The sequence below is a fragment of the Bradyrhizobium sp. 22 genome (assembly GCF_000482425.1).
Classification (GTDB): Bacteria; Pseudomonadota; Alphaproteobacteria; order Rhizobiales; family Xanthobacteraceae; genus Bradyrhizobium; species Bradyrhizobium japonicum_B.
The window spans coordinates 1,602,023-1,613,936 of sequence record NZ_KI519400.1; the positions used below are offsets into that span (position 1 = coordinate 1,602,023).

General features: G+C 63.1%; 10 protein-coding genes and 1 pseudogene. 3 read left to right on the forward strand and 8 right to left on the reverse strand.

The window, feature by feature from the left end:
- Window positions 1–15: 15 nt before the first annotated feature.
- Together K410_RS0132965 and K410_RS0132970 are read right to left on the reverse strand one after the other, a co-directional pair.
- Window positions 16–2,103 (reverse strand): acetate--CoA ligase family protein, encoded by a 2,088-nt coding sequence (locus tag K410_RS0132965; RefSeq protein WP_028138829.1) that lies wholly within the window; start codon window positions 2,101–2,103, stop codon window positions 16–18.
- A 3-nt stretch (window positions 2,104–2,106) separates the two neighbouring features.
- A complete protein-coding gene (locus tag K410_RS0132970; RefSeq protein WP_028138830.1) occupies window positions 2,107–2,898 on the reverse strand; it encodes an enoyl-CoA hydratase/isomerase family protein in 792 nt (263 codons plus the stop codon).
- Between the two features lie 118 nt (window positions 2,899–3,016).
- On the opposite strand from K410_RS0132970, the gene K410_RS0132975 reads away from it, so the two are divergent.
- The 3 genes from K410_RS0132975 to K410_RS0132985 all read left to right on the forward strand — a co-directional run bounded on the left by K410_RS0132975 (window position 3,017) and on the right by K410_RS0132985 (window position 4,505).
- On the forward strand, window positions 3,017–3,787 hold the full coding sequence (locus K410_RS0132975) for an IclR family transcriptional regulator (protein WP_028138831.1): 771 nt from the start codon (window positions 3,017–3,019) through the stop codon (window positions 3,785–3,787).
- A 66-nt stretch (window positions 3,788–3,853) separates the two neighbouring features.
- Window positions 3,854–4,141 (forward strand): type II toxin-antitoxin system ParD family antitoxin, encoded by a 288-nt coding sequence (locus K410_RS0132980; RefSeq protein ID WP_028138832.1) that lies wholly within the window; start codon window positions 3,854–3,856, stop codon window positions 4,139–4,141.
- A gap of 7 nt (window positions 4,142–4,148) precedes the next feature.
- The gene (locus K410_RS0132985) at window positions 4,149–4,505 is read left to right on the forward strand and encodes a type II toxin-antitoxin system RelE/ParE family toxin (protein WP_028138833.1); all 357 of its coding nucleotides are present in this window, start codon (window positions 4,149–4,151) and stop codon (window positions 4,503–4,505) included.
- A gap of 28 nt (window positions 4,506–4,533) precedes the next feature.
- Here the strand turns inward: K410_RS0132985 and K410_RS0132990 are convergent, their stop codons facing one another.
- The 6 genes and pseudogenes from K410_RS0132990 to K410_RS0133015 all read right to left on the reverse strand — a co-directional run bounded on the left by K410_RS0132990 (window position 4,534) and on the right by K410_RS0133015 (window position 11,796).
- A complete protein-coding gene (locus tag K410_RS0132990) occupies window positions 4,534–5,436 on the reverse strand; it encodes a hypothetical protein (RefSeq protein WP_028138834.1) in 903 nt (300 codons plus the stop codon).
- Window positions 5,437–5,522: 86 nt separating this feature from the next.
- Complete coding sequence (locus tag K410_RS0132995; protein WP_028138835.1) at window positions 5,523–7,388, reverse strand: adenylate/guanylate cyclase domain-containing protein; 1,866 nt, start codon at window positions 7,386–7,388, stop codon at window positions 5,523–5,525.
- Between the two features lie 253 nt (window positions 7,389–7,641).
- Window positions 7,642–7,998, reverse strand: a complete 357-nt coding sequence (gene queD / locus K410_RS0133000) for a 6-carboxytetrahydropterin synthase QueD (RefSeq protein ID WP_028138836.1) — start codon at window positions 7,996–7,998, stop codon at window positions 7,642–7,644.
- A 536-nt stretch (window positions 7,999–8,534) separates the two neighbouring features.
- The gene (locus K410_RS0133005) at window positions 8,535–8,747 is read right to left on the reverse strand and encodes a hypothetical protein (protein ID WP_028138837.1); all 213 of its coding nucleotides are present in this window, start codon (window positions 8,745–8,747) and stop codon (window positions 8,535–8,537) included.
- A 912-nt stretch (window positions 8,748–9,659) separates the two neighbouring features.
- Window positions 9,660–10,157: pseudogene (locus K410_RS37605) on the reverse strand (HD-GYP domain-containing protein); the annotation flags it as partial.
- Window positions 10,158–10,239: 82 nt separating this feature from the next.
- On the reverse strand, window positions 10,240–11,796 hold the full coding sequence (locus K410_RS0133015; protein WP_028132974.1) for an ISL3 family transposase: 1,557 nt from the start codon (window positions 11,794–11,796) through the stop codon (window positions 10,240–10,242).
- Window positions 11,797–11,914 lie beyond the last annotated feature (118 nt).

The following is an 11,914-nucleotide window of genomic DNA, read 5'->3' on the forward strand; positions in this document are numbered from 1 at the left end:
TCCCTCCGTTTTTGCTCAGACATTGAGAACAACCAATCCGTCCGCTGCCTTCACGCCCTGACCCGCCGGCAGCACGAACACCGGATTGATTTCCGCCTCGGAAAGCCGGTCACCGAGCTGCGCAACCATGCGCGAGAACGCAACGACCGCGACTGCGAGCGCTTCGACATCGCATGCCGGCCGGCCGCGAAAGCCGTCCAGCAAGGGCCAGGTAACGAGATCGCGCGCCATCGCCCGCGCCTCGGAGAGATCGAGGCCGCCGTTCGGCGGCAGCAGACGCATCGTGGTGTCCTTGAACAATTCGGCCGCGACGCCGCCCATGCCGAGCAGGATCGCGGTTCCCAGGGAATCGCGATGCATTCCGAGAATGATTTCGACGCCGCCTGAAATCATCTCCTGAACCAGGAATTGATCGGGCCGCGCTCCGGTCCTGGCCTCGACCTCATCGGCCATCGCCGTCAGGCGACCGCCGATCGCGTCAGCGGTCAAATTGACCGCGACGCCGCCGACATCGCTCTTGTGCACGATCTCGCGCGAGAGGATCTTGAGCACGACCCGGTCACCGAGGCTGCGCGCCGCCTGTTCCGCTTCGCGCGCGGTTGCGACCACTTTCTCCGCTACGACGGGAATCCCGAAGCGGGCGAACAGCGCCTTGGCCTGTGCTTCATCGAGCGATCCAGCCGGGAAAACGCCGCCATCAACGATGGTCAGGGACGAGGTGGCTGTCTGGACCTGCTCCGGCCTTGCGGCCCGCAACAGCCCATCCAGCGCAGCGGTGCAACTCTCGGCGGAGGTATAGGCTGGGACACCGCGCCGCGTGAGGACGGAGACGACCTCGGGCGCATAGGGACTGACATAGGCAATGACCGGCTTGTCGCTGAGCGGCAGGCAGTCACGGATGGCGTCGGCCAGCAGGGCCGGCGATCCCACGGCCGACGAGCCGGCAATGACCACCAGCGCGTCATAGGACGGACTTGCGAGCAGGATGCGGATGGCGCCGCGCAGCAGCTCCGGCTGCAGGCCCGCCAGGGTCACGTCGATCGGATTGCGATCGAGATTGGCGTGCGAGCCCGACTGCAAGGCTCGCAATTGCGCCGCCGTCTCCGCATCCGGTGCAGGTGTCGTAAAGCCGGCGACGCCGAGACTGTCGGACACGATCGTGCCGGCGCCGCCGGTCGAGGTCAGGATCGCGATACGCCGGCCGGAGAGTTTCCGTCCCGCGGCAAGGACGGCGGGAATGTCGAGCAGATCTTCGAACGTCCTGGCACGGATCACGCCGAGCTGCCGGAACAAGGCGTCGTACATGCGGTCGGAGCCGGCCAGCGCGCCGGTGTGCGAGACGGCCGCTTGCGCGCCCGCCTCCGATCGCCCGATCTTGAAGGCGACGACGGGCTTCCCGGCGCGGCGCGCCCTCAGGACCGCCTCCCGAAAGCGAAGCGGATTGCGGATCGCCTCGATGTAGAGTGCAATGACTCTGGTCGCATCGTCTTCAGCGAGGACGTCGATGAAATCGGCGAGCTCGAGATCGGCCTCGTTGCTGGTCGCCACCAGCTTGGACAACCCAATTCCGCGTGCGGCGGCGCGCGACAACACGGCACCCAGAATCCCCCCGCTCTGCGAGATCAGCCCGATGGCCCCCGCCGGGAAGTGATCCATCGCCAGCGCGCCCGACGCCGACAGCACGATATTGTCGGTGAGATTGACGAGGCCGATCGTATTCGGCCCGAGGATCCGCATGGACCCCGCGGCCTGCATGAGCTGATGCTGGCGCGCGGCACCCTCCGCCCCTGTTTCGGTGAAGCCGCTGGCAAGAACGATTGCCGCGGCAGCCCCCCGCTCGGACAATTCGCGCACCGCGATATGCGCGCGCTCGGCGCCGACGAGGACAAGGCCGACGTCTGGCACATCAGGCAGCGAGGCGACGTCCGCGTAGCATTTGAGACCGCCGATCTCGCCGACCTTCGGATTGACGGGATAGATCTCACCCGCAAAGCCGTGCTTCTGGAGATAGGACACCGGTCGGCCCGACGTCTTCGTCGGATCCGCGGATGCACCGATGATTGCGATGCTGCGCGGCCGGATCAGGCGTTCGATCGCGCTCATCGCTCACTCCTTCGACGAGTATTGCGCGAGGAACGCCGCCACGGCGTCGCGGTGTTCCGCGCTGGTGTAGCAGATGGCCTGCGCCTGGCTGCCGAGATTGAAGATATCGTGCGCGGAATGCTCGAAGGTCTCATTCAAGATCTTCTTGCTCAGCGCCAGCGCGGTGGGAGACCCCTGAGCCAGCTCGGCCGCCCAGGCCTGCGCGGCCGGCAGCAGCTCGGCCGAGGCCACTTTGCGATCGACGATGCCGAGCGCAAGCGCCTCGTCGGCCTCGACGATTCGGCCGGTGAAGATCAAGTCCTTGGCCTTCGCAAGCCCGACCCGGCGCGGCAGGACATACAGCCCGCCGCCGTCGGGGATCAAACCGCGCTTGATGTAGGACCAGGTGAATTTCGAGCGTTCCGTGGCGACGACGAAATCGCAGGCCAGCGCGGTATCGGCACCGAGGCCCGCAGCGGCGCCGTTGACGGCGGCAATGGTCGGCTTTGGCAGGCCGAGCAGCAACGACTGCACGTGGTGCACGCCCTGCTGACGGCTCCAGCCGTTGAAGGCGACCTCGCCCTGCGGCGCCTCGAGCCGGCGTTTCATGCCGCTGATGTCGCCGCCGGCACAGAAGGCGTTGCCGCGTCCGGTCAGCACCAGAGCTTTGATGGACCTGTCGCGCGCCACGGTGTCGAGCGCGCTGAGAAACTCGGCACGCATCTCGTCGCTCATGGCGTTGCGCCGGTCCGGGCGGTTGAAGGCGATGGTCGCGACGGCGGCTTCGACGGAAAATTCGATGAGCTGATAGGGCATGGCGTTTCCTCGTCAAGCCCGCGCGGCCGGGCATTCTTCTTCCCCCAGCTGATAGCGGCTTGCCCTCGCCGGAGCATCCGCCTAATTCCACTAAGTGGAAATGTTGGCGGAGCTGGGCATGATGCAGGCGCGCAGATATGCGGGCGGGGTTGACGGCAACCGGTCGCTCGAACGAGGGATCGAGATCCTCCGGGCGTTCCGTCCTGGCGTCGACACGCTGGGCAACGGCGAGATCGCGGAGCGATGCGGCTTGCCGCGATCGACGGTCAGCCGGCTGACACGAACGCTGGTCAATTCCGGCATGCTCGACGAAGTCCGTAGCGAGCGGGCTTACCGCCTGGCCGCGTCGGTCGTCAGCATCGGCCACGCGATGCGGACGGGATCACCGGTGCTCAACGCGATCGGGCCGATGATGCGGGCCGAATCGGCGAGGCGCAGGCTCAACGTCGGGCTAGCGACCGCGGATCGCACCATGATGGTCTATCTGGAATCGATCCGCTACAGCCCGCGCGCGGCGCTGCGCAACGTGGTCGCCGGCCAGCAGGTCCCGATGGAGTTGACGTCGCTCGGCCGCGCTTACCTCGCCGGTATTGCAGAGGCCGAGCGCGAGCGGTTGCTGAAGCAGTTCAGGCGGCGCAGCACGGCCGCCACCAAGGCGCTGCTCGCGGACGTCAGGAGATCGATCGGCTCCGTCGAACGCGACGGCTATTGCGCCGTGTCCTGGCAGCCCGCCGTGCTCGCCGTCGCAACGCCCATCGTGCTGCCCGGGCTTCCGGTCTACGCCCTCAACATGAGCCTGCAGAATGTCGACCGGTCCGATGCGCTGGCGAGCGAACTCGGCGCGTACCTCAATGCCTTCGCGGCGAAGTGCAAGGACGTGCTGGGTTGAGGCAATCACACTCATATGGCATAATATGCCAAAGGTATCCTGGCCTTGAGCAACGAGGAAATGCCAATGCCGACCCGGAACGTCGTGTTAACGGAGCGTCAGGAAGAGCTCCTCGAAGCCCTCGTCAAGTCTGGCCGCTACCAGAATGCCAGCGAGGTGCTGCGCGACGGATTGCGGCTGGTGGAGCAACGCGAGGCGGAGGATGCAGGCAAGCTGGAAGCCCTACGGGCCGCGGCGCGCGCAGGTGTCAGCGCGTTGGCCCAGGGTGACTTCAAGGAATTTGAAAGTATCGAGGACCTGCAAACATATTTGAGCGATCTGTCGGAGAAGATGGTCTCCAGAACCACCGACTAGAGCCGTCATGGCCGGACGGAAATGGCGCGTTCGTCTCGGTGCAGCCGCGGAGCTGGACTTCGCCAACATCCTCAGGTGGACCACCGAGAATTTTGGCACGCGACAATCTCGAATCTATCGCGACACAATTGTTCGGGCGATAGGCGAGCTTGCCGATGGCCCCAATGTTGCGGGCTCCAGGCCCCGGGACGAGATCATGGCGGGCCTTCGCACGCTTCACGTGGCCCGGCACGGCCGGCGCGGGAGCCATTTCCTGATGTACCGGGCCGCGCCAGACAGCACGATCGAAATCGTGCGCATCCTTCACGACAGCATGGACCTTCGGCGCCACGTCCCACCCGTTCGCGACGAAGGTACAGAGTAGGCTCGCGCTTGCGCCAGCAATAGCGCGCTCACAATTTCGCATAGACTCGCGCGGCGACCGCCTTGAGGCGCTCGACCGAGCCGGACTCCGGATGCGGCTTCACCGGCGCGAACAGGATTGAAGCCTGCCTGCCGTTCTTCCAGACATAGATGTTGACGGCGTTGCCGTTGCCCTTGGTGCAGGAATGCTCGCCGAACGCTTCAGCGCCGAGCTCGGGTATCGCCACGTGCTTGCAGGGACCCGCGCGCTTCATCATGCCGATGGCGGTGTCGCGCGAGGTCGCGATCACCGCGACGGTCATGGTGTTGGCCTCGCGATCGAACATCATGCAGCTGCCCGCGCCGGTCCGCTGCACCGTCAGCGTGCTCGCGTCGAGAAAGCCGTCGGCATCGGCGGCCGTGAGCCACTCGCAATTGCCGAAGCGCTCGCTGCTCTTGCTCACGCTGCCGACGGCAATGCGCGCGGCTTCGGTGAGCGGTCCGAGCAGCGCATCGTCGGCACGCCGGCCGATCGGATAGACGGTCAGCTGGAGAATGTAGTCGCCGGACAAGGCGACGACCGAGGCCTCCTGGCGCTCCGCGCCGGCGGCGCTCGTTCCGCGCTGGCCTTCATCGCCGATCCCCGTCACTGCGCTCAGCTTCATGCGCTCGGCCAGCGTCTTGACGAAGGTGGCGTACAATTCCCTGGCGCGGTCCTTGTCGGGATTGCGGAACACGGAGAGCATCATCGTGTCGCCGCGCCCGGCCTGGTAGATGCAGCCGCGGCCGTCCTGATTGGAGATCAGCGACCATTTGAGCGCCGGCATCGCGCGGGCGAGCTCCTGGGCGCCGATGAACGGGCAGGTCTCCGCCGCGCGCGCGGGGAGCGCCGGGGCGGCTGCGATGGCAAGGAATAAAACGAGGCGGGAGAATAGATGATCGATAATGCGCATCGGACGAACTTACCATCGAAACGGCGCGCCCGACGAGATGAAACTGAGAACTGCTATCTCGCTGAATTCAAGCTAAGGGAATCCTATCACGCAGCCCCCGGTGCCTTCGCCACCGTCAGGTCATTCAGGAACTGCTCCATGAGCGGCTTGTTGCCAAACCGGCGATAAGAACGCTCTGCCTCCAACGAAAATGTCGGTTGGGCGGTTACCAGGTTTGCCATCGTCAGCTGCGCCGCTTCTACATCACCGCGCCGCCCTTGCAGCGCAGCCTGGATCAGCAGGCAGTTGGCATCGCGCGGCGCCCTTACAAGGCATTCGGAAATCACGCTAGCCGACTCGTCGCGACGGTCCGCGGCGTAAAGAGCCTGGCCATGCACATAGGCGTAATATTCCGGCGCCATGGGATGAAGGCGACGTGCCCGCTCGGCATTGGCAACGGCGTCCGCGTAGTCCCCGAAACGGACTTGCGCTTTGGCCAAAGCCATCATGCTATCGGGGTCATTGGGATTCAGTTCGACGGCGCGCTTGGCGGCCTGCAAGCCGCCCGCATAATCGCCCTGCACCGCCAGTCCGAAGCTGATCACCTGATAGCCGAGCGAGAGATTGGGATCGAGGCGCACAGCCTGGCGCGCTTCGCTGAGACCTAATTCCAGCTCATGCGCTGTCGCCCGACCATTCGACCTCTTGGCCACATCCGCGATGTAAGTGAGAGCCAAGCCCGCACGGGCGGCGGCATAGGCCGGGTCCATTTCCAGCGCGCGCTGATATAGGCCGCGTGCCTCCATCAATGCCTCCGCATCCTGGACGCCATGCCGGTATCGATGACGGGCGCGCAGGAGAAGATCGTAAGCCTGAAGGTTGTCGGTCGGACGTTGCGCGGCAGCGATGGCTTCACTTCGGACGATATACGGCGCGAGCTGGGCGACGATTTCCGTAGTCAGCTCGCTTTGTACGGTGAAGACGTCGGCAACCTGCCTGTCGAAGCTGCGCGACCAAAGGTGCGCGCCCGATTTCACGTCGATCAGCTGCGCCGAGACGCGAAGCCGGTCTCCCTCGCGGCGCGCGCTGCCTTCCACCACGTAGGAAACGCCCAGCTTTGCCCCGAGCCTGCGCATATCGCTTTCTTGCCCGCGCACGGCAAAGGTGGAATCGCGCGCGATGATCTGAAGCTCGGAATTCCTTGCAAGCGCCGTAGTCACATCCTCGGTCAGCCCGTCTGCAAAGTACGACTGGTCTCCGCCCATGGTCGCAAAAGGCATGACCGCGATTGACGGGCGCGGGTCGGCACGGGTCTGGTCGAAAGATAGCGCGGCCGGGAGCCGGCTGACCATCGCCGCCAGGGACAGCGGTTGGATCTGGGTGCCGATGAGGACGAGGGCTATTGCGGCAACGCCATACGACCAGCGCGCAGCGGTACCGCGTAGAACGCGCGGGACTTTTCGCCAGCGAGACCACGGGGATTGCGCGCGCCGGACACGGTAGACATTGAGACGTTCGGGAATGTTTTTGGCGCGCCTGCGGCCCACACGCGCGAACACCTCGCCGCGATTGCGGTCTGCGGCCATGACGACAGCGCCGCTGACGAAGATGCTGCCGGGATCGGCCATCGCCTCAAGCCGTGTGGCGACATTGACGCCGTCGCCGTACATATCGCCATTATCCTCGATGACATCACCGAGGTTAATGCCTATGCGCAGCTCGAACGGAGCGTTGTCGAATCCTTGCTGAATGGCAGAGCCTGCATCGACGGCTTCGTTGACGCTTGGAAACATCGCCAGAAAGCCGTCCCCGGTCATCTTGAAGATGCGTCCACCATGCTGCGCGACCGTGGGTTCGATCAGATTGTCGAACACCGTGCGCAGCTCTTTGTAGGTGGAGGCCTCGTTCTCGGCCATCATCAGGCTGTAGCTGACGATGTCGGCGGCCATGATCGCGGCAAGCTTGCGTTCCATCAACGGTTTCCCTGTACAGGGGCCAGGCACAACTGGCATTGCGGACATTCGACGCCAGCTTGAAACTAAGCCTTCCACCCCGCATGCGGTTATCAACACAGCTCATATGTGCGTGAGCAATGAGACCCGTCCGACGGCGTGCAGGCAGCGGCACGCCGCAGTCGGTTGACCCTGGGTTTCCGATTTGGCGGGGAAGATGAGCGGCCGGAACTCGTGGCGACGGCGAGGCCGGCGCCGGGTCAGCGCGCCGTCGTCACTGCCCGTTATATTCGGCCCAGCAATCCGCCGTCTCATAGACGCGGACCGCCCACAGCTGCGGCAGGCTCGGCTTCAGCCGGTCCCAGATCCAGATCGCGATATTCTCGGCGGTCGGGTTCTCCAGCCCTTTGACCTCGTTCAGGCAGTGATGATCCAGCGCGGCCATGATGTCGGCGAAGCATTTCTCGATGTCGAAGAAATCGGCGACGAAGCCGGTGTGCGGATCGACCGGCCCGTCCAGCTGGACCTCGACCCGATAGGAATGACCATGCAGCCGGCGGCATCGATGGGTCTCGGGCACGTTCGGCAGCCGATGCGCCGCCTCGAACTTGAACGCCTGCGATATCTTCATTCCGCTCCTCACACGGCGAAGCCATCCGGTCTCGGCCCGTCTGGCGACCAGATGCTGCTTTGTCCTGACCTTCGTCGAAGAATGGCGCGCCATTCAGAATAAAATCTTGAATTCGTACATCATTGAAATCGCTATATAATTCGTGAAGACGAGGCGCTACCCCTCATTGAGATTGCCCTAGCAGCTGTTGACTGCCCCCGCAATGGCTGTCGCCGACGGAGCCCCCCGAACTACCATCATAGTTGACGGTACTTGGCACAAATGCTGGCGGGTGAGGCGACGCCGACCCAAACACGGGCATTTCGGGGACCGGCCCGCACATCGGCCGACACGGGTCGAAGGTCGGAGAATAACTTCAGATTAGCGCCTGCAACCGTTGTGCTAGATGAGCCAGGGAGGTGGCACGTTGCACGGCTCACTCGACCGAGACGACGACGATGTGGCTCCTCGCAGTGATCTCTCCTGTACAACGCGAACCGACGTCTCAGCCGCTGCGCACGGGAAGAGAGGCTAGGCGACGCTCACAAGTGCGATCGTCACGGACGGGGAAGTTTGTCGGAAGGCCTTAGCCCAGGCGAAGTCAGCCACGCGTTGAGCCGCGCGGCGGTTTCGGCCTGGCGCGCCCTCTTCAACAGGCGCTCCTTCTCGATCCCGTGAGTCAAGGCGTCGGCTTGCGCCTTGACCCGCTCGGCTTCCTGAAGGAGCCGCTCTTCGAGTGTGGTCACCTGTCGAAAGCGCCGACGCTGCATCCAAGCCTCCGCGTTTCTATGCCCCTGCCAGTTCCGCAACCCAAACCCCCGGCACGTTGCAAGGTTCCTGCGCACAGGAGCGAAGCGCCTTCTCGTAGTGGCCTCGTAAGCGTGGGTCAGTGATCCCTCGGCCCTCGAAATATCCGAGGCAAGCCAGTGGCTTCCTGCGTGCAAAGGTCCTTGAGATTTCGACCGGTGAGAAACCCAGATGGAGTTCAAGCGAACTTGATTCGACTATCTGACAACGCGACCGGCCAACCAGCCCCGCAAACCAGCGAGATGAACTCATGCCGCGCGCACTCTGACTAGAAACTATCCGCTTCCAGCTTGAGCCGCTGGCTAGTACATAGAGGGCGCGAAGCGTGCGCTTCTGCTCGTTGGAGAGCGTAGGAGCGTGATCGATGATCGCATGAGGTTTGGTGATCGAGAGCCACGAGCATGGCGGAGGCCGTTACAGCGACCGTCGGCGCGGCTGTCGTCTGTTGCTTGCACCAAGACCGTGCAGAGGACGGCGGCAACGTCGTGACGTTTTTGTCTGCGAAGCTTGATCTAAATCAATGTCGAGCAGTCACCCTTCCTTGACGCTCGCACCTCGCTTGTATGACGGAGGCGGCACGATGGACCGCCATACTCTGTGGTTAAGACTGGCGCTGGTCTGGCTCGCCGTAGTCTTTTGTGGCTTCATTTATGTGCTGTTCGCATGACAGCTAAGATCAGCAGCGTTCAACCTCAGCTTTGCGAGAAGTGCGGTCGCGAAATGAGGCTGGTTGGCAAACTGTCAGCAATCGGCGATCGTCCTGAGACCTATGTCTACAGCTGTTCTCCCTGCGGCAGACTTCTGTCGATCCATCAACATGTCAAAGGAAAATCGTCCTGTGATCCCGCGACGAGAAGGTAGTTTGGTGTGGTTCGTCACCTGACCAGCGCGACCTCGCAAAAAGCGTTGACCAACGGCTTCTCGAGCTTGCCGTTCATATTCTTGATAATTTCATAGGCATCTTGCCGAGACATTGCCGGTTTGTACGATCGTCGTTCGATGAGAGCCGCGAAAATATCGCAGATTGTGAGCATGCGAACGATATCGGAAATTCCGCCAGCACAAAGCGCATCCGGATATCCGCTTCCGTCCAGATACTCGTGGTGATGCCTGACACCATCAAGCACTTCCGGCGATAAGCCGGCATTCACCTTGAGGACCTCATAGCCCGCAACAGGATGGGTCTCGATAAGAGCGCGCTCTTCAGACGAGAGCTGGATTGGCTTGTCTAGGAGCGCCAGCGGGATTCTTGCCTTTCCAATATCATGAAACATCGCGGCGGTGTATAGCCGCTCGACATCGCGTTCACCCATGCCGAGCCTCAGACCAAAATCTATCGCCACTCCGGTAACGAGAAGACAGTGCTGATATGTCATTCGGCCTGCAATATTGACCCCTTAAGCCGGGGGATCGGCGTCCAAAATTGGCTCTGACGCAATCTTGGTGCAGCTCCTTTCATTCTGCGCCGACTAACCGGGCTTGGAGCAGATCGATCTTCCCGCGGCCATACATTTGGCGCCTGACGAGCTTGAGGCGCGTAATCTGTCCTTCGGTTTGTCCGTTCGACCAGGGCGACGTGATTGCGGCTCGGACTGCCGCTTGGTCTCTCCCGACGCCGCTCGCGAACGAGGCGACGAGACTGGCGCGGGCACGCTCGATCCAAGGAGCGAGGCCCGCCTCGGTCTTACGGCGGATCATCAGGTGGAATTCGGCGATGATCTCGCGTGCCTCGACCAGAGTTGGCACGCCAGCTTCGATCGCCGCGACCGTGACGGTCTCCGCTTTGGTGAGCAGGTCCCGTCCGATTGTCATGAGGCGAGCGATCGTTCTGGCCGACGGAATCCTCTGAAGGTTTTGTGTGTCGGTCCTTTCCGCTCGTCGTCTGCGGGTTGCCCACTCGCTGATGACACGGAGCGAGCCTCGGAAGCCACGCCCTTTCAAACGGCGCCAAAGTTCAGCACCGTTGCGGCAGCCAGACGCCCACTGCTCGTCCAGCCATGGCAAGTGCACATCCAACGAACTTTGTCGGGTTCGGAACACGTCGTGACGTTCGCCGCGGACCACCTGTCGCACCAGCTTCCTGCTGTGGCCGGTCTGACGCACGATCTGCTTGATAGGTATGCCATTCTTCGACAGAGCCAGGATGACCGCGTTGGTCTCCTCGCGGCGCAGATAGCCCTCATACTGGAGGCGCTCAGCGGCGGTGAGTAGCTTGGGATCGATCGTGGTCGCACCGAGGACGGTGCGTATCTGGCGCATCGATTTGCGGACGGCATCGAGGAAGGCGCGACTGGCGTTCTCCATCAGATGCCAACGGTCGGCGACCTGTACTGCGTGCGGCAGGGCCTTGGCCGCGGCTTCGCCATATCCGCCGCCGCGGTCACGGGCGACGATTGCGATCGAGGGATGAGCAGCGAGCCAGGCTTGGGCCGTCGCCGGCTCACGATCCGGCAACAAAGTGACGACCCTGCGCCTTTCCAGGTTGCAGACGATGCTGGCGTATCGGTGATTGCGCCGCCAGGCCCAGTCATCAATGCCGATGACCCTGAGCGGGTCAGCTGGGGGACGGCTACGGTGCCGAACCACCCGAAGAAGGGTATCTTTGCTCACCGGCAGCATCAGCCGCTTTGCGAAGACTGCTGCCGGTCTACCCCCAAGCGCCAAGCCAAGGTGGTGAACGATGGACTCCAGCCTCGCGGTGCGGCGCGCCGAAGGCGCCAGTACGCCTTCGCCGAAGCGCTCAGTGAAGATCTGACGCCCGCACAGAACCGCGTCGCAGCGAAAACGGCGGGCGATTACCAGGAGCTGGACGATCCGACCCGAGAGCGGCAGATCGGTCACGCGGCGCCGGTAGCGGCTATGGACACGCCGCGAAACCGTTCCGCACGATGGACACAGGCCGACGCTGCCGGACGCCCGAACCACAACGATCGCCTTATTACCCTCGTAGTAAGCACTCTCTACAACAAACCCACGCGGCACCAAACTGGAGCGGTGGAGTGCCTGCTGCATGGCGCTGATTCTCCTCCAATCAAAGCGCCAGACATCCTCCAAACTGCATCAAAAGTGAGTCAGAGCCCAAAATTGACCCCCTAATGTTGGTCTGTTGCGCTGCGTGCTTCGTAATGAA